The organism is Cohnella sp. GCM10020058 (assembly GCF_042683485.1).
In the GTDB taxonomy this organism is placed as follows: Bacteria; Bacillota; Bacilli; order Paenibacillales; family Paenibacillaceae; genus Cohnella.
In genome coordinates, this window is sequence record NZ_JBHUJV010000003.1 from 36172 (window position 1) to 52945 (window position 16774).

Genomic DNA, 16774 nt, shown 5'->3' on the forward strand with positions numbered 1-16774 from the left:
TCCATGCAGATATGGACAGCATTCTTAATTACTCCCGAACTATCGAAAACATCTTCGACTTTTATACATATAATGCCATGAACGACTTGACCATTGCCTATAAAAATTCGAGCGTCATCAGGATATTTACTGAGTATCTCGATCAATTGCTTATTATTTACTTCCACAAAGTGTGCCCCCTAAATATTGCTAGTTAATAATCAATCATCTCTAAGCCATTCAATGAACTCCAGCGGCTTGCAATATCGCGTTGCGCCTCCTGGAGTCCCATACTGTACTTCATGAACATTGCTTTTCACAACATATCGACGGCTCCCTCGAGAAACGTACCAACCAGGAGTCAGCTGCGAATAGTGCCCTTTTACTTTTGCCAACTCGATTACACTTTTGCGATCGATATACCATAGGCCGAGTACTCGTCGACCTTGGAGTTCGCCCATACGAAGCCAGGAATAAACTGTTGCAACGCTTACTCCAAGCAACTCGGCAACCGATGATGCAAACATAGTCGGGTCGGAAGAAAAGTGCTCTTCAAAATCAAGTTTATGTGAGATTTCCAAGGCACGGATGAACTTTTCATTCTCTCTCTTTGTCATTGATCGTATCGCGTTCGTCAGATTTAATACTCACCTGTAAAATTCGCTTAGTATCCTTAACTCCGCTGCTGCCCATTTTATCCGTTTCGCTTATATGATAAGTAACTACCTTAGAGGCGGGCGTAACCGGAACCTTTTTGCCCCATCTGCCCTTTTTCTTGAACGTCTTATGCGATGTGCCGTTACTACCGCGAAATCCCATGTTCCTATCCTCCTTCAGCATTCGAGATGCAGTTGCTTGTTGAGCAAGCTAAACCCGGAGCCTAATAAGTTGTTTTTAAAGCATCTTCGTTGATTTCCATTAAATATCTCAGGTTTCTTTTCTTCCTCCATTCGTAAAAGCGACAATCGATAAGTTGCTTTTGCAGCTTATATTTCTCTTCAAGGAAATATAGCCTCAACATATATTTTGAGCTTTCATTACCCGGCATCCCGATGCACACCTATCTTTCTCTATACTGGCTCATGGTAGTATTTGTTGAAGCAGATCGAACAACACTCCACCGTTCCTGTGTCATAAGGCTCCTTTTCATCCGCAGTCTCTACAAGCACTTCCCGTTCCAGAACAGTGTCGAGTACCGCCTGCATACAGACTGGGCAATAGGAATATCCATTCTCTTCGCATTTAGTGCAAACCTTGTTGCGTTTATCAAAGGACCCTTCTTCTCCGCTTTGCTGGCAGACAACACATTGTGGCATGTTATAGACGCTCCTTTCACATCGATTGGCTTGCCTGCTCGACGAATCCGGACATCAGCTCTTCCTGAGCTTTTGTGTAGCGTAGCAGCTGCTCCTTGTCGGACCACCCCATGTAGATCATAAGATCCTGATCCGTCATTTCCGGATTATTCCTTCGCAGCTCGCTTGCGCATGTATGCCTTAGATCGTGCGGCGAAAGTGGAGCGATTTGCCGTTCTGGATCCGGGAAAGCTGCATCGTGCCAACGACCAATCGGATCGAGGATCTTATTGAGCGATCGCACATGCAATCGCTTCTCCCCTTTTCCACTAGCGCTGAGAAACAATGCACGCGTGCCTGCTACGCTATCTAAAGGCCGTTCTTTCTCTAGGTATTCCACGAGCGCCCAGCGCGCTTCAGCTGAGATAAAAACCGTCCGCTCAGTTTTCCGTTTCCCCCGTACACGGACGATCTTAACACGCCTCGCTTTTTTGAGATCCTCAACGTCATGGGGAACGAGCTGCGCTAAGTCCAATAATACAAGCTCATGCCGGCGAAGACCGGTAGACAAGAGTACATAGACGATAGCACGATCCCGATAAGGACGCGCATTCTTACGGCAGTGTAACGTTGGCAGTCGATCGGCAATGTTCTTCAAGCTCACGATCTGCCTCGGGGTTAGCGCTTTGGCCTCTGGCTCCGCTACCGCTCTGACCATTTGGACGCCTTTGCTGGGATTGCTTTTAAGCAGCTGCGGTGACCGGATTGCCAACCATTCTAGAAATTGTCCGAGAGCTACCTGGTGTCCATTGACATAAGATGGCGCGTAGTTACATCCGCCGTCCTCTTTTTTTGCTTGTAACCAATCGAGGTATGCTTTTATGTCTCGAGGCACAAGGATTGAGATCTGATCACTGCCGTCGTAGCGATCGCGGATAAATGCGACAAACCGTTCAAGTAGGCGCCTTGTCTTTTTCAACTCGCCGGCCCCCCCTTGCTCGAGGTAGGCCATAAACGGCTCAATCCAATAGGACAGGTGATCTAATTCGGCGTCATATGTTGCGATAGCCTTTATCTGTGCCAATGCTGCCCCTCCTGCTTACCTTAGCTTTTGATCCGGACCATGTGCCCCTCCGAAATCGTAAAGCAGTCATTTCTTGATGAATGAATCCTAATGAACTCACCTTGTTCAAAATCCCATTCGTATCGTCCAGGTATCCAGCCGTCTCCGAACTTGACTTCTATGTAGTCGCCAGCGTGTATCGGCTTATCCCTAACAAAATGCCTGAGACTGCCGCTCCCCTGATGGCCAAGCATTATGGGCCCTTCAATCATCCCTGATTTCTTTGGCGCAGCCGTCATTGGATCCTTCTCTGCGGTCCATTTCTTCACTTCGAGAGTGTAGCCGGAAATGGGTTCCACCCAATCAGCATCATAATAATATCTGCCCGTATGGTTGCCAAACAGCTCTGTTGTAAAAAGCATGCGAACCTGATTTAATCTTGGAACCGACACAATTTCTTCTCCGACTTCGGGGTACCGTCGATCTATCAAATCAGCCCAAACTTCCGTTATGAACTCGTCGTTATCCATCAGTTCATACCCTGGTAACGTAGCCATGTAGTCGGAGCGCTTTTTACCAGCAGACTCTGCATCTTCGTCTTGGTTCCGGGTCGCATATGGGTACAGCAGCCATGTGCCGAAATGATACAAATGGATATCAATCATGCCCGCCATAAGCTCATCAACCAAAAACTTAAGCAGTACAAGTCGGTCAGCCTTTCTTTCAGCAAAAACGAACAGATCATTTTTTCTGCGAAGATTTTGAAAAAAGACGTTCGGATAGCGATACACGTACTTGCCATTTGGCCAACGTCTGATAACCAACGGCCAGACGGCGCCACCATGCCCAGCCATTCCCTGATTCATAGTTTTTTCGAAAAAAGTCCCCAGCTGCTCCAGGAACAAGCTAAACTCTTCCGCTTTAGTTTTTGACAGGCGAATCCACTCCTCTTGAACGTTCATACTCATACTGAATCAGCAGCTCGAGAAGCGTCGTATGCTTTTCATCAAGAAAATCTTCATGATTCCTTTTTGTCCATTCGTAATTACGAACATCCTTCAACATTTCGTCTGCTTGCCGTTGATAATATTTGAACATGGACTCTAAGAACGAAGTCGTCTCATTCCGCTCAATGTAACAGGAAATTTTCACTTCGTTCCAAACGATTTTCAAACCGTCAGCGGCGATAAAATACAGTTCCCGCGGCGTCTTGTATGCTCTGGTCTCTGGATCGAAGCCGCTCACTTCTTGGATCGTGACGACATCCCCTTCCTTCAGCCCTTCGTGTTCTTGATGCAAATACAGCTTCATCCCTGGCCGATAATCGGGATAGCTGATCCCGATTAAAAAAGGCTGCTGCGTCGGATTTTGCATAGTCACTCCAGATCCCTCCCCGTAATAGACGATAATGGCGTATTATTTTTACGGCAGTCGTAAACAAACCGCGTGCCGGTCCATTCGATAGTGCCGGCATCCAAGGCATAACCCCATTCATTGTCCTGGTCATTCAGAAGGTACCACACCGATGTTCCCAGATCCTTCTTATCGAACGCCTTGGCCAAACGCTCCTCATCGCCGTCGACCACATAAAGCTTGCGCCCGACTATAAATTTGTCCTCGTCCCGCAAGGTGACCCTGGCATCTCCGATCTTGCGATACAGTTCGATGCACTCTGCATTTGCAGCGTTGAATTCCATGTTGTTCAACCACGGAATACTAAACTGCCTCTCCATGGCCGTCATGAGCGCTGCCATCTGCATATCGTTCTTCTCGTCCGTTAATGCGACATTTTTTAAAATCGTCTCGTATTCCACGAGGTAAGGCAGCAGCCGTGTATCCTTCCGATCCATCGTCGTTCACTCCTGTTTCTTCATTAATATAGTGCACGAATCATGGCGCGTAAGATCTGCACCTGCTGCGACGGACTGTATTTGCTGTCCTCTAGAATCACTTTCGTCTGCAGCGCGACAAAATCGTTGATTTTGTTCCGGCTAGCATCCGGGACGTCGCCAGACCAGCCACGGCACACTGCCTGCCAATGTTCCGCCGTCAGCAATTCAGCCGCCAAGGGAATCTCCGGACCAGCTCTGTCGTACTCGTCCAGAATGTACTTTGCGATTCGAACCAGCCTTGCCTCGGTCTCCGTAGCCGGCTTCTCGGCCCAGCTGCTCCTGCAGCTGCCGAACTTCGCGTCGTAATTCTGTGTTCCTGGCGGACTCTTCAAAAAACAAGCCTGTAAGCCGAAAGCTTTCAGCTTTCTCTCGCTCCAGTTCTCTCCTCACTTCATCCAGTTCGGTCATTGCCATCCCCTCTGCAGTTCAACCGCTCATCCGACAGCGCTCTTCATGAGTGTTTATTCGCAAGAACATTTTGAATTGTCTCAAAGACTTCATTTACTGAATTCCATGCGCTTCTTCTTCGCCCTTGGGCCGGGATGACCTCAGTCGGGAACGCTGCGATCCAGGAAACAACTTCTTCGACGATCTGGTGCAAGAAGGAAAACCGGAGTCGAATCGTGATTTCCTTGGAGACAAGCATTAAGAACAAACCCGTTCGATCTGGAATATCGTCAATGGTGATCGTGCGAGATGCCACATCCAGCTCGTAGGTAAAAGGAATTCGATCGAATAGGGCCTTGTCGAATTCGACCGTTGCTCCCGGACGCCAGCTCTTTCGATAATCCCCTTCCACGACACCAACCAGGGCCACGCACGAATTATACTGATCCGCGCAGATGTCGCCATTAATGACCTGCTTGTACAGCGGCGTTTCGATTTCTGCTTCATCCAAATGAAGTTGTGGGTTCTCCTTGATGATGCGCACAAAGGCTTGCATCGCGCTGCCGTGTGACCAAAAATCTGATCTATCCAGAGAGCTATTCATCTAAAAGCCCCTTTCCGTTTTCTGTGCCCTGTTTTAAGCCCGTTATCGGCCCTTTATGTAATTGATTCTACCCTGATTTTACCATAAACAGGGCACAGAATCTACATTCTGTGCCCTGTTTATGGTTATTAATTGAGCATCTTTACCGTGAGTTCCGCAGGATCAGCAACCAGGCGCCGGAGACGTCGGTCGCAATTGCAGCTGAAGGCGCCGGCAAGCTGTCCGCGTCTTCCGGATCCGCAGCGACCGGCAACCAGGCCCCGGCGACGTCGGCCGGCGCGAGTTCGAGGAGCAACTGCAGCTGAAGGCGCCGGCAAGCCGGCCGCGTCTCCCGGATCCGCTGCGATCGCAACCAGGCGCCCGAAGAGCAGCTGCAGGCATCGGTTACTGTCACAATTGATTTAGGGTAGACAGATCTCGGAGATATCTTTGTTCTGCTGTACATCATCTGCAAATGCCCCTGCAGCAGTAAAGGCATAAAAAAGCTCACTGTATGATTTTGAAGCGACCAATTTTCCGTTTAAAAATACTTGTACAGCTGGGCCGCTAGCAAATAAATCTGCAATAATGGACCAAATTCCTGCAGACGTTTCCAAAACTATTTTTGACTCCATCTTTCTCAGTCCCTACTCAATTTCAATGGTCGGTAGATTAAGCGAATCGAGCATCCCCTGGTATCCTTGTGTGTTTTCAAGCCAGGATCCATCTGTAAAATAGATCCGTCCCTCCCAGTCTTCTTCTGCGACCTTATTAATTAGACTTATATTTATTAGCGCCGGATACGGTGCTCCATTATCTTTAATACGCTTCGTGCCTAGCGTTCGACCTACGACATCTATCTGACGTGAAAAGCCATAATTACCGACTAGCGCTTCTTTTAACTTCTCAAAAGAATAATAGCTTACTTCCATATCTTCATTGTTTAGCAGCAAAAAAATGACGCGTTCGCCGTCGCATACAATCGCACGAATTGTATTTAAAGAAATTTGCTGATTCCTCAGATCCAAATAGTGTGTTTTCATGCCTATTTTCAATTTACTTTCTCCTTTGAGGATCCTATAATAGGATCAAATTAATAGAAAGGGGGAAACCACCATGGCATCAACAATGGATTCTGTCGTAGCAAAGGCCGAACATCTCATTGGCGCCAAGTGCACAGGTGCGGAATTCAGCCTCGTCGGCCCGGTACCAGTTGGACATCTTGAGCTTACATTCAGCCTGCCACCTCAGCGATATTCTCTGGCCAGAAGTTTCAGGTACAGCGGCAACAATGCCAGCTTTCAGCTTCTGAGCAATAATCGAATCAAAGTTACTGCCTCATGCCTCAATAACATGGCTCACCTACTGCAAGCCATTTAAGGAGCGACTCAAGATTAAATCAAATCATCCTATAGCTCAAACCTAGTTCCCCGTCACTTTAGCGATGGGGAACTTTTAATTTCTTTCTCCTACAGTCCTCCCTCGGCATCGCTCCACGTTCTACGCTCATCAATAAACTTGCCTTGAAATGCTTGTCTTTTTTGCGCTTGTTTAGCAGACGTAAGATCTCTTTCCAAATCATTTGCTTCCACGAACCAGGCCTCTAATTGTGGATCGGGTATACCGCAGGCTTGTACTGTAGCCATCAGCCTTTGCACGTTCCAGATATGACTACCAACTAAATAACGTCTGTAAGTATCCTCGTATCCCATCTGCTTAAGTTTATTCCGAAATGTCTGTAAAGCTGGGCTTCCGATTTTCCACATGCTGTATAAGCGCGACATCGGAACAGATTTTATGAATTCTAGAATTTCGGCTTTATGATGTGCTGCTGCATACGCAGTTATCTTGTTGCAACATGCGTCGAGAGTACTTGAAACACGTGCCGTTTGCTCCACGGCTCCTATAGGAACAAGCTCACCATCCTCTATCAAGTATGTTTTTTCGCAAGCAGTACAAACTAAACGATACCCAGTTTTAAACTCTTCATGGAGATAATCATCCTTATTTGTTACGAACCGCTTTTCATAGTGACCAGTACCACATGCGCATGTATATCTTCTAATATCTGTGTGATGATGCTCCATTTTATTGGCCATGTTTTTGACCCTCCTTACTCTCTTCTTTCAAGAAATATATTGTCCGTCTCGGCAGCCAACACCAAGTTTGCCCGGTTATGTTCTCCCATATTCTAGGAGTGTACTTAGCTCCTATAGTAACACAAAAAGGACACAAAACGGCATGATTAGACATACCTTCTGTATCCGTTTGATACTCAATTTAAGGTTTAATTCAAATTATAAAATTAACGAATTCCGGCGATCGCAGCATCCCTCGTCGGGTCCAATTCCTGAATCTTACCCGCACCTGAATCCGCGGCTCCATATACACAAAGTTCTTGTCCTGCCTAGTGATCAGGCCCGAAGATACCGCTCTAAACGCCTTCTTATGAGCCATCGGCACGAATTCGATGATGCCGGCCGGACGTCCTTCATAATGAGCAAGCCAACCAAATTCGCCCCGTCGATAACCGGCAATCGTCACATCGGCGTATTCATAGTTGATGATCTTAATCCAGCGCGGATCCCGGCGCCCGACATATGGGCTATTAGTTCGTTTCGCGACAATGCCCTCTAGCTTCCGTTGCCGAACCGCCTCGAACAAGTCCGTTCCCGATCCCTCAATACTCATTACGTTGCTGAAGCGCGCATCAGGCCGCAACACTTCTTGCAGTAACTTTTTTCTCCTTGAGAGTGGCCAAGAGCGAAGGTCCTCACCTTTGTATTGGAGAAGATCAAAAACGAAATATTGCACTGGCCAGGACTTCGCGGCCTCCTCGATCTTCCTTTCCTGCTTGAGCTGGAACCGCTCCATGACCGCCTCAAAATCTACGGCTCCCGTTACCGGATCCACGCGGGCTACTTCCCCGTCCAATACCGCGTCCGTAATATCTGCAAGTGGCACTTCATGGAGTTCCGGATATTGAGGCGTGCATAGCGTTTGGTGCCTCGTATATAGCGTCGCACGGCCATTCTTGATGGCCGTAATCAACCGATGTCCATCGATTTTTGGCTCAAAGAAATATCGCGGGTCATCAAAAGGATCTTCTCTTTTTGAAAGGAGCATTGGTTGAAAAAACATCTTCTGTCGTCTCCCCCTGTTTTGGTAATAATAATTTTAGCACTCGTTGCTTTGCGCGAATGCAGGTAAGTATTGCATAAGAACGTCAGTTCGATATAAAGTGGCAATGAGGTGGATGCCATGGGTGGCAGAGTGGATGCCGCAGAGCTCGAGATGATACGCGATTATTTACTATTGCCATTTATGATTACCATGGCCGAGCGTGCGCTCGAAGAAGCAGAGCGATCCGGTAACTTACTCAATAGACTGTTTGTCGAGGCTGCACATCTGTTGCTCGCTAGGCTGAGCACTGAGGCTGCCCGCATGCGGAAAGAATTTAGGGATCGGGGTATTAGCGTCCACGGACCGGCCCAAGAGGAAATGAAGGATATTCTAATGCTGCGCTACACCGTGCGAGGGTATGAAGATAAATTCGGAATTTACAGAGAGGTCGCTAAAGCGCAGATAAGCATTCAATTTGGACAGTATATGGGTGATTTGATTCGGGATATTAAGTCCATCAAGTAGTAGAAGTGATTTTTTAGAATAGGGAGCTGATTGGCACATGTGCGGACGGTACACGATTCAAACGACCCTTGAAGAGCTTATGTCGATGTTCCAAATAGATCGAGTAGGCGATATCCATCTGACTCCTAACTACAATGTTTCACCAACCCATGCCGTCCCGACAATCATAAACGAAGATGGCCAGAGACTTCTGTCTATGTTCCATTGGGGCCTTATACCTGCCTGGGCTCACGATAAAAAAATTGGCTACAGGATGATCAACGCCCGCGCAGAGACACTTACTTCGAAACCAGCATACAAAGGCTTGATCAAAAGCCATCGGGCCGTGATTCCGGCCGATGGCTTCTACGAATGGGCGAAGACGGACGACGGAAAGCAACCTTACCGTTTTATACTGAAATCCGGCGAACCTTTTGGCTTTGCTGGCCTATGGACAGAATGGAACAGTCCAGATGGTCCACTACGCAGCTGCACGATAATTACGACGAAGCCCAATGAACTTGTTGAATCTGTGCACGATCGTATGCCCGTCCTCCTTCCCCCTACCGCCCTTGATTCGTGGCTTGACCCCCATGAGGATGACATGGACAAGCTGCAGGATCTTCTCGTACCTTACGACGCAAACAAAATGCGCCGTTATCCCGTTTCTAAGGATGTCGGATCCGTAAAAAATACAGGCGCTGCCCTAATTGATGAAGTGCCATTAAATAGTAAATAATCTACACCGGCGTTCGCTGCCGGTGTTTTTTTATCGCTATCCGGATGCTGCTGCGGTGGCCGGCGCCTGGTTGCCGATCGCTGCAGATCTGTTTACGGATCGCTGCAGATCCGGAAGACGCGGCCGTTGCCGGCGTCTTCAGCTGCAGCTGCTCGAGCGCTGCTCCGGCCGCGACGTCGCCGGCACCTGGTTGCCGATCGCTGCAGATCCGGATACCGCGGCCGGCTGCCGGCGTCTTCAGCTGCAGCTGCTCGAGCGCAGCCCGGCCGAGACGTCGCCGGCACCTGGTTGCCGATCACTGCAGATCCGGCTACCTCGGCCGGCTGCCGGCGTCTTCAGCTGCAGCTGCTCGAGCGCCGTGCTGGCCGACGTTGCCGACTCCTGGTTGCCGATCGCTGCAGATCCGGATGCAGCGGCCGGACCGCCAGCACCTTCAGCTGCAGCTGCTACTCGAGCGCCGCGCCGGCCGCGACGTCGCCGACTCCTGGTTGACGCTCGCTGCAGTTCCGGATGCAACGGCCCGCCCGCTGGCGCCTTCAGCTGCAGTTGCTCCTTTGAGTGCCGCGCCGGACTCGATGTCGCCGACTCCTGATTGACGCTCGCTGCAGATCCGGACGCCACGGCCGTCCACCGGCGCCTCCAGCTGCAGCTGCTTATCGCGCGGACCGATCATCAGCAACGTCGCCGGCGCCTGGTTGACGATCGCTGCAGATCCGGACGCAACGGCCGCCCGCCAGCGCCTTCAGCTGCAGCTGCTCCTCGAGCGCCGCGCCGGCCGCGACGTCGCTGGCGCCTGGCTGATGATCGCTGCAGATCCGGATAACACGGCCGCCCGCCGGCGCCTTCAGCTACAGCTGCTCCTCGAGCGCCGCGCCGGCCGCGACGTCGCCGGCGTCCTGGTTGACGATCGCTGCAGATCCAGATGCAGCGCCGCGCGCCGGCGACTTCAGCTGCAGCTGCTCCTCGAGCGCCGCGGTGGCCGCGACGTCGCCGGCGCCCTGGTTACGATCGCTGCAGATCCGGATGCAGCGCCGCGCGCCGGCGACTTCATCTGCAGCTGCTCCTCGAGCGCCGCGCCGGCCGCGACGTCGCCGGCGCCCTGGTTACAATCGCTGCAGATCCGGATGCAACGGCCGCCCGCCAGCGCCTTCAGCTGCAGCTGCTCCTCGAGCGCCGCGCCGGCCGCGACGTCGCTGGCGCCTGGTTGACGATCGCTGCAGATCCGGATGACACGGCCGCCCGCCGGCGCCTTCAGCTGCAGCTGCTCCTCGAGCGCCGCGCCGGCCGCGACGTCGCCGGCGTCCTGGTTGACGATCGCTGCAGATCCAGATGCAGCGCCGCGCGCTGGCGACTTCAGCTGCAGCTGCTCCTCGAGCGCCACGGTGGCCGCGACGTCGCCGGCGCCCTGGTTACAATCGCTGCAGATCCGGATGCAACGGCCGCCCGCCAGCGCCTTCAGCTGCAGCTGTTCCTCGAGCGCCGCGCCGGCCGCGACGTCGCTGGCGCCTGGTTGACGATCGCTGCAGATCCGGATGCAACGTCGCCTGCCGGCGCCTTAAGCTACAGCTGCTCCTCGAGCGCCGCGCTGGCCGACATTGCCGACTCCTGGTTGCCGGTCGCTGCAAATCGGATAACGCGGCCGTTTGTCGGCGCCTCCCGATCGCTGCAGATCAGGATACGCGCCAGCCGACGTCGCCGGCTCCTCGATCGATGCGGATCCGGATGACGCGGCCGGCTTGCCTGCACCTTCAGCTGCAACTGCTCCTCGAGCGCCGCGCTGGCCGACGTTGCCGACTCCTTGGTTGCCGGTCGCTGCAGATCGGATGACGCGGCCGTTTGTCGGCGCCTCCCGATCACTGCAGATCAGGATGCTGCGCCAGCCGATGTCGCCGGCTTCTCGATCGATGCGGATCTGGATGCCGCGTCTGGCTTGCCAGCACCTTCAGCTGCACCAGCAATTGCTGCAGTCTTACTGTCGTTCGGTTGCCAACTATATAGTAGAAACTTCTTTTAAAATACGTATCAATTCGCCTCAGTCGGTACATATCTAATAAGGAGATATTTAAAGGGAAGGGTGATCTATCGCGGCTAAATATAGTGTCGCTGCTTGTTGCGATCAGCAGCAATGTAGAAATAACGTGATTACTGTTATATTACCTGCGTTATCTGAACAAGCTGCTATTGATACTGCGAACTTTCTGAACGGTACTGAAAAAAAAAGATGTCCTAGCTGTGGCGCGTTATTAGGTTATTTCCCCTATGAGTCGGATAATGAAGAAGACCCTTACCATTAGGTAAGGGTCTTCTTGCGGCCCACTAAGGGGCATGTGCTACAACTTTCGCGGCCCACTAGGGGGCATGTTTTGTTTCCGGTGTAACTCTTGTGTTATAAATATAACCCAGATGACATAAAAACGCAAGCAATTTAACGCATTTCCCTGGAATCTAGCCCGCTGATGCAGGATCCTTCGGCTCTTGAATAATCTTGCTTAGCAAACTAGTGTAAGCAGCCATCCGTACGTCTAATCGGCTTTGCATAATGGCTCCAGTCGCATCAACTTGTGCCGTTGCATTAACCAAATTACGCAGGAGTAGATCTCGTTCTGCAGTTTGAATTCCTGTTCCCTTCCGAATAATTTTATATTCGGTATTTAGATCGCTATAAAGTTTATATACCAATTCGTCCTTTGTATTACTCACATCGATAATGGGCCTATGAAGATGATCAAATTGTGCTTCCGGATCCTCAAAGATCGGAAGTGTGTCCGAATAGGAGTTGCGGATGTGCTTATTGTATAACGTCTCTTCGTTTAATCCATAAACCCTGAATCCTTCGTAAACACGTTGCCTTTGATCGGGTGATAAATATACGACCCCTGAGCGCCCCGTAGCGTCGTTATAGTGACGGTGAGATTGGATTCTTTTCCGGCTAACGCTGGTGATCTGATGCATCATTACCACTGTTTGATTTGGTAAATATGAGATATTTCCTAGATTAAACGTTGTCCCGTTTTCTCTTGTCGTTCCCGGCTTGTAACTTGTTGTAGGAATAATACTTATATGGTCTCTCTTACGTTCGACATCCCATACAATGCCGAAATGAAGATCGTCCAATTCCGATCCTAGTCCGGCAAAGTTCACTTTGACGATTGCAAATTTGTTCATAGGTGGAACGTACTGCCTGGTTGTTGCATCAAGTTTCGATTGTGCCCTTGCACTTACAATGTAACGTCCAATTCTGTCCAAGGTGCTGTCTTTTGTGAACTGCGGTACCTCGGCGTCATCCGTTACAAGCGAGACCGATTTCGCTATGTTGCGTAATTTTTCATTCTGCAGGATCTCATGGCAGAGCGATAAAACATCATTCTTTTGAGTATCTGGCAAGTTCAACAACTGCTTTAAAAAAGCATCGAGCATACTTCCACTTCTTTCTATATAATCTCATTCATTCTTACCATCTAAAGGGAAACTTGTCCAGCGATCAGAGTGCCCAGTTGTAATTAGATCCGTTTATTTTCTCTTCCTTATCCTCCTTCAGGAACTCGTCGTATAAAAAATCCACGTCAATCCGTTCTGGGTGTACAAAAACCGGATCTCCCATCTGCTCCGGATAACTATTATGCAGAATTTCAACAACCTCTTGTTCGTTTTTGGACAATACCGCTTGCCTAAGCTTTTCATTGAAAACCATTCGTAGCAATATAAAATCGTTCGTTGTTAATGCCAAAGCTATCTCCTCCTTTCATTAGTAGTTTTCACTTGGTAGTAAAAGTGTCGTGTAGCTTCGATCAGCTTCTGTGATGATCCAAAAAACTACTCCAGCAGCTGTTTTATACTTTGAAAAGAGCCGTTCCCTGGTCAATAATGCTTCATTATTGGCCGCTTGATCTTCAACACTCACATCTCCCCAATCCCCCATGTGATGCCTTCGCAAAGCCATTACTTGATCGTCCTCGTGAATTTTGTCCACGATACCAGGAGTCACATGTACTACTCCTAGCTTGAATTTACCTAATACGAACAATGCTTCAGCCTCCTTCAATCTTTATACTTGAATTGTAGCATCTATATTTCAAGTGGTCAACTTGATTTTTAGTTGCTGTTATTTATCTGTTTTCCCTATGCCACCAGCTCACGACTGACCGCCTGTCGCGACGTCGCCGACTCCTGTTGCCGATCGCTGCAGTTCCGGATGAATCAGCTGGCTTGCCGGCGCCTTCAGCTGCAACTGCTCCTCGAGCGTCCGTGACGTCGTCGGCTCTTGGTGGCCGATCGCTGCAGATCCGGATGCAACGCGCTGCCGGCGTCGGCTGCAACTTCAAATCTCGAGCGTGGCGCCGGCGGGCGCACGTCGTCGACGCCCCTGGTTACGATCGCTGCAGTTCCGGAAGGGCGCGGCCCGGACCCCGGTGCCTTCAGCTGCAGTAGATCCTCGAGCGCCGCGCCGGCCGCGAAGTTCGCCGGCGCCTGGTTGCCGATCGCTGCATATCCGGATGCAGCGGCCGAACCGCCAGCGCCTTCAGCTGCAGCTGCTCCTCAAGCGCGGACACCCGGCCGCGACGTCGCCGGCGCCTGGCGCCGATAGCTGTTGATTCGGATGCAGCGGCCGGCCGATTTCAGCTGCAGTAGCTCCCCACGCGGACCGAGCGGCAGCAACGTCGCCGGCGCCTGGTTGTTGATCGCTGCAGATCCGGATGCCACGGCCGCCCGCCGGCGCCTTCGGCTGCAGCTGTTCCTTGAGCGCGGACCGTCGGCCGCGACGTCGCCGACTCCTGTTTGTCGATCAATGCAGATCCGCATGCAGCGGCCGGACTGCCAGCGCCTTCAGCTGTAGCTGCTCCTCGAGCGTGGACCGTCGCCGCGACGCCGCCGACTCCTGGTTGCCGATCACTGCAGATCCGGATGCCACGGCCGCCCGTCGGCGCCTTCGGCTGCAGCTGCTCCTTTAGCGCGGACCGTCGGCCGCGACGTCGCCAACTCCTGGTTGTCGATCGATGCAGATCCGGATGCAGCGGCCGGACCGCAAGCGCCTTCAGCTGTAGCTGCTCCTCGAGCGCTGCGCCGGCCGCGCCGGCGCTGGCGCCTGGTTGCCGATCGCTGCAGATCCGGATGCCACGGCCGCCCGTCGGCGCCTTCGGCTGCAGCTGCTCCTCGAACGCCGCGCCGGCCGCGCCGTCGCTGGCGCCCGGTTGCCGATCGCTGCAGATCCGGATGACGCGGCCGGCTGGCCGGCTCCTTCAGCTGCAGCAGCTGCTCGAGCGCCGCGCTGGCCGCGACGTCGTCGGCTCCTGGTTGCCGATCGCCGCGATCCGGCTGCCGGCGCCTTCAGCTGCAGCAGCAGCTCGAGCCCGCGCTGGCCGCGACGTCGTCGGCTCCTGGTTGCCGATCGCCGCGCCGGGCCGCAACGTCGCAGGCACCTGGTTGCCGATCGCTGCAGATCCGAATGACACGGCCGCCCGCCGGCGCCTTCAGCTGCAGCTGCTCTTCGAACGCCGCGCCGGCCGCGACGTCGCTGGCGCCCGGTTGCCGATCGCTGCAGATCCGGATGACGCGGCCGGCTGCCGGCGCCTTCAGCTGCAGCAGCTGCTCGAGCGCCGCGCTGGCCGCGACGTCGTCGGCGCCTGGTAGCCGATCGCCGCGATCCGGCTGCCGGCGCCTTCAGCTGCAGCAGCAGCTCGAGCCCGCGCAGGCCGCGACGTCGTCGGCTCCTGGTTGCCGATCGCCGCGATCCGGCTACCAGCGCCTTCAGCTGCAGCAGCTGCTCGAGCGCCGCGCCGGGCCGTAACGTCGCAGGCACCTGGTTGCCGATCGCTGCAGATCCGGATGACGCGGCCGGCTACCGGCGCCTTCAGCTGCAGCAGCTGCTCGAGCGCCGCGCTGGCCGCGACGTCGTCGGCTCCTGGTTGCCGATCGCTGCAGATCCGGATGACGCGGCCGGCTGCCGGCGCCTATAGCTGCAGCTCCTCGAGCGCAGCCCCGGTCGCGACGTCGTCGACTCCTGGTCCCCGATCGCTGCAGATCCGGATGACACGGCCGCCCACCGGCGCCTGCTGCTGCAGCTGCTCCTTTAGCGCCACGCCGGCACTCCGCACATAGAAGGATATGGATGGTTGCATATTAAGGAACATCGCTCTAAAATATAAGAACATTAGTTCTCTTTTTTGGGGGAGGCATTTCCTTGACGAAGTTAGACGCGAATAACCGATGGCAGACGAAGATGATGCTTACTGAACATGTCGAAGCCCTCAAGGAACACGATTATAAACGCAACAACCCTACCGCAGCAATCGAACAAAAAGAAGCCACGCGCGCGGATCTCATGTTGATTCGTACTTATATTTTGCTCCCCATGCTGCGCGATATGGTTGACAGAACAATGACTCAACTTGATAAAGACCCTCAGCCGATGCGTCAACTTTATATGAGAGCACTAACAATATTGCACGCAAGAATCGGCCAAGACCTTTTGAATAATAAAAAATCATTGCAGCAACAGAACATTAGAATTTGGAAATCACATCAGGAGGGCAGCACTGCATACTACAAGTACCTGTGCAGTGGCCGGGAAGGGGAACTTGGCATCGATCGTGACTTTGCCAAGCAAAGTATTAACTTGCGAATTTCGGAGTATGTGAATGCCCTGTTACCGATTGGACCAAAGATGATTGGAGCATGGCCACCAGGCCAAGTTCATTAATATAACCAATCCTCATCGCGAAGATAAATGATGGCTTCTTCATATGCTGCTGCTAATCTTTCAAATGGTATACCGAAGTCTAGATAGCCGTCCTGAATACGATCTAAGTATTCATCGCTTGGTTGTGCAAATTCGCCGCGGCCGAGAATGTACGTACATGCCCAGTTTTCCTGGTGATCATAATCGAAAACCTTAACCATATTGCGCCGATACACATACGGATGTCCTTCGAAGCCATCAAGGGTATTTTGGCACCTTTCAGTAAGCTGGTACAGGGCTCCTTCTACATAACTTCCGTACTCTTGACGAATGTTAGCTACACCGACCCCATTCAAATTCGCCTTGAATTCAAGGCTATAGTGAGGGAGATATGCCCGTCCGATCGCCTGCGCAGAAGGACATCGCCGTCTCATTTGTTCCCTATTTAAATTAGATCCATAGGCAAAATACAACCTCTCTTCCATATTAGACCAACCCCGTATATGCAGTCAGCTCCTGACTAGGAGCTGACT

General features: G+C 52.0%; 28 protein-coding genes. 6 read left to right on the forward strand and 22 right to left on the reverse strand.

The features are described 5' to 3' along the window. Positions 1–200: 200 nt before the first annotated feature. The 10 genes from ACFSR7_RS05920 to ACFSR7_RS05965 all read right to left on the reverse strand — a co-directional run bounded on the left by ACFSR7_RS05920 (position 201) and on the right by ACFSR7_RS05965 (position 6254). Positions 201–596 carry a helix-turn-helix domain-containing protein gene (locus tag ACFSR7_RS05920; protein ID WP_378159628.1) on the reverse strand — a complete coding sequence of 132 codons (396 nt, stop codon included), beginning with the start codon at positions 594–596 and terminating at the stop codon, positions 201–203. Further along, the gene (locus tag ACFSR7_RS05925; RefSeq protein ID WP_378159629.1) at positions 577–798 is read right to left on the reverse strand and encodes a hypothetical protein; all 222 of its coding nucleotides are present in this window, start codon (positions 796–798) and stop codon (positions 577–579) included. The genes ACFSR7_RS05920 and ACFSR7_RS05925 overlap by 20 nt, the downstream gene beginning before the upstream one ends. Before the next feature lie 513 nt (positions 799–1311). Continuing rightward, positions 1312–2358, reverse strand: a complete 1047-nt coding sequence (locus ACFSR7_RS05930) for a tyrosine-type recombinase/integrase (RefSeq protein ID WP_378159630.1) — start codon at positions 2356–2358, stop codon at positions 1312–1314. 20 nt (positions 2359–2378) lie between these two features. After that, positions 2379–3305 (reverse strand): hypothetical protein, encoded by a 927-nt coding sequence (locus ACFSR7_RS05935; protein ID WP_378159631.1) that lies wholly within the window; start codon positions 3303–3305, stop codon positions 2379–2381. Then, positions 3259–3711, reverse strand: a complete 453-nt coding sequence (locus tag ACFSR7_RS05940; RefSeq protein ID WP_378159724.1) for a hypothetical protein — start codon at positions 3709–3711, stop codon at positions 3259–3261. Before ACFSR7_RS05940 ends, ACFSR7_RS05935 begins: the two co-directional genes overlap by 47 nt. A gap of 2 nt (positions 3712–3713) precedes the next feature. Then, positions 3714–4187 carry a hypothetical protein gene (locus ACFSR7_RS05945; protein ID WP_378159632.1) on the reverse strand — a complete coding sequence of 158 codons (474 nt, stop codon included), beginning with the start codon at positions 4185–4187 and terminating at the stop codon, positions 3714–3716. 23 nt (positions 4188–4210) lie between these two features. Then, positions 4211–4561, reverse strand: coding sequence for a hypothetical protein (locus ACFSR7_RS05950; RefSeq protein ID WP_378159633.1), 351 nt, complete (start codon positions 4559–4561; stop codon positions 4211–4213). A 119-nt stretch (positions 4562–4680) separates the two neighbouring features. Further along, on the reverse strand, positions 4681–5220 hold the full coding sequence (locus tag ACFSR7_RS05955) for a hypothetical protein (RefSeq protein ID WP_378159634.1): 540 nt from the start codon (positions 5218–5220) through the stop codon (positions 4681–4683). Between the two features lie 401 nt (positions 5221–5621). Continuing rightward, the gene (locus ACFSR7_RS05960; protein ID WP_378159635.1) at positions 5622–5834 is read right to left on the reverse strand and encodes a hypothetical protein; all 213 of its coding nucleotides are present in this window, start codon (positions 5832–5834) and stop codon (positions 5622–5624) included. A 12-nt stretch (positions 5835–5846) separates the two neighbouring features. Continuing rightward, positions 5847–6254, reverse strand: coding sequence for a hypothetical protein (locus tag ACFSR7_RS05965; RefSeq protein WP_378159636.1), 408 nt, complete (start codon positions 6252–6254; stop codon positions 5847–5849). Between the two features lie 61 nt (positions 6255–6315). Here ACFSR7_RS05965 and ACFSR7_RS05970 point away from each other — a divergent pair, with 61 nt between their 5' ends. Continuing rightward, positions 6316–6579: a hypothetical protein gene (locus ACFSR7_RS05970; RefSeq protein ID WP_378159637.1), complete on the forward strand. Its 264-nt coding sequence runs from the start codon at positions 6316–6318 to the stop codon at positions 6577–6579. Between the two features lie 89 nt (positions 6580–6668). On the opposite strand, the gene ACFSR7_RS05975 is transcribed toward ACFSR7_RS05970, so the two are convergent. Both ACFSR7_RS05975 and ACFSR7_RS05980 read right to left on the reverse strand, forming a co-directional pair. Continuing rightward, positions 6669–7298 carry a hypothetical protein gene (locus ACFSR7_RS05975; protein ID WP_378159638.1) on the reverse strand — a complete coding sequence of 210 codons (630 nt, stop codon included), beginning with the start codon at positions 7296–7298 and terminating at the stop codon, positions 6669–6671. 193 nt (positions 7299–7491) lie between these two features. Then, on the reverse strand, positions 7492–8340 hold the full coding sequence (locus ACFSR7_RS05980) for an ATP-dependent DNA ligase (RefSeq protein ID WP_378159639.1): 849 nt from the start codon (positions 8338–8340) through the stop codon (positions 7492–7494). Between the two features lie 120 nt (positions 8341–8460). Between ACFSR7_RS05980 and ACFSR7_RS05985 the strand changes: the two genes are divergently transcribed. Further along, positions 8461–8847: a YhjD family protein gene (locus ACFSR7_RS05985; protein ID WP_378159640.1), complete on the forward strand. Its 387-nt coding sequence runs from the start codon at positions 8461–8463 to the stop codon at positions 8845–8847. A gap of 37 nt (positions 8848–8884) precedes the next feature. Next, positions 8885–9565 carry an SOS response-associated peptidase gene (locus ACFSR7_RS05990; RefSeq protein ID WP_378159641.1) on the forward strand — a complete coding sequence of 227 codons (681 nt, stop codon included), beginning with the start codon at positions 8885–8887 and terminating at the stop codon, positions 9563–9565. Between the two features lie 433 nt (positions 9566–9998). Here ACFSR7_RS05990 and ACFSR7_RS05995 read toward each other — a convergent pair whose 3' ends face one another. The 8 genes from ACFSR7_RS05995 to ACFSR7_RS06030 form a co-directional block, all read right to left on the reverse strand. Continuing rightward, positions 9999–10244: a hypothetical protein gene (locus ACFSR7_RS05995; RefSeq protein WP_378159642.1), complete on the reverse strand. Its 246-nt coding sequence runs from the start codon at positions 10242–10244 to the stop codon at positions 9999–10001. Between the two features lie 267 nt (positions 10245–10511). Further along, complete coding sequence (locus tag ACFSR7_RS06000) at positions 10512–10946, reverse strand: hypothetical protein (RefSeq protein WP_378159643.1); 435 nt, start codon at positions 10944–10946, stop codon at positions 10512–10514. A gap of 179 nt (positions 10947–11125) precedes the next feature. Next, complete coding sequence (locus ACFSR7_RS06005; RefSeq protein ID WP_378159644.1) at positions 11126–11422, reverse strand: hypothetical protein; 297 nt, start codon at positions 11420–11422, stop codon at positions 11126–11128. Positions 11423–12010: 588 nt separating this feature from the next. After that, on the reverse strand, positions 12011–12982 hold the full coding sequence (locus ACFSR7_RS06010; RefSeq protein ID WP_378159645.1) for a hypothetical protein: 972 nt from the start codon (positions 12980–12982) through the stop codon (positions 12011–12013). 64 nt (positions 12983–13046) lie between these two features. After that, positions 13047–13292: a hypothetical protein gene (locus tag ACFSR7_RS06015; RefSeq protein ID WP_378159646.1), complete on the reverse strand. Its 246-nt coding sequence runs from the start codon at positions 13290–13292 to the stop codon at positions 13047–13049. Between the two features lie 18 nt (positions 13293–13310). Further along, positions 13311–13589, reverse strand: coding sequence for a hypothetical protein (locus tag ACFSR7_RS06020; protein WP_378159647.1), 279 nt, complete (start codon positions 13587–13589; stop codon positions 13311–13313). A 512-nt stretch (positions 13590–14101) separates the two neighbouring features. Next, positions 14102–14266, reverse strand: coding sequence for a hypothetical protein (locus tag ACFSR7_RS06025; RefSeq protein ID WP_378159648.1), 165 nt, complete (start codon positions 14264–14266; stop codon positions 14102–14104). An 82-nt stretch (positions 14267–14348) separates the two neighbouring features. Next, a complete protein-coding gene (locus ACFSR7_RS06030) occupies positions 14349–14474 on the reverse strand; it encodes a hypothetical protein (protein ID WP_378159649.1) in 126 nt (41 codons plus the stop codon). Positions 14475–14674: 200 nt separating this feature from the next. Between ACFSR7_RS06030 and ACFSR7_RS06035 the strand changes: the two genes are divergently transcribed. Beyond that, entirely contained in the window at positions 14675–15193 is a 519-nt protein-coding gene (locus ACFSR7_RS06035; RefSeq protein ID WP_378159650.1) for a hypothetical protein, read from the forward strand. Positions 15194–15366: 173 nt separating this feature from the next. Beyond that, positions 15367–15519 (forward strand): hypothetical protein, encoded by a 153-nt coding sequence (locus ACFSR7_RS06040; RefSeq protein WP_378159651.1) that lies wholly within the window; start codon positions 15367–15369, stop codon positions 15517–15519. Here the strand turns inward: ACFSR7_RS06040 and ACFSR7_RS06045 are convergent. Then, on the reverse strand, positions 15514–15681 hold the full coding sequence (locus ACFSR7_RS06045; RefSeq protein WP_378159652.1) for a hypothetical protein: 168 nt from the start codon (positions 15679–15681) through the stop codon (positions 15514–15516). The genes ACFSR7_RS06040 and ACFSR7_RS06045 overlap by 6 nt on opposite strands. 62 nt (positions 15682–15743) lie before the next feature. Between ACFSR7_RS06045 and ACFSR7_RS06050 the strand changes: the two genes are divergently transcribed. Continuing rightward, on the forward strand, positions 15744–16262 hold the full coding sequence (locus ACFSR7_RS06050) for a YhjD family protein (RefSeq protein ID WP_378159653.1): 519 nt from the start codon (positions 15744–15746) through the stop codon (positions 16260–16262). Here the strand turns inward: ACFSR7_RS06050 and ACFSR7_RS06055 are convergent. After that, complete coding sequence (locus ACFSR7_RS06055) at positions 16259–16726, reverse strand: gamma-glutamylcyclotransferase family protein (protein ID WP_378159654.1); 468 nt, start codon at positions 16724–16726, stop codon at positions 16259–16261. The two genes, ACFSR7_RS06050 and ACFSR7_RS06055, sit on opposite strands and share 4 nt — an antisense overlap. Between the last annotated feature and the right edge of the window lie 48 nt (positions 16727–16774).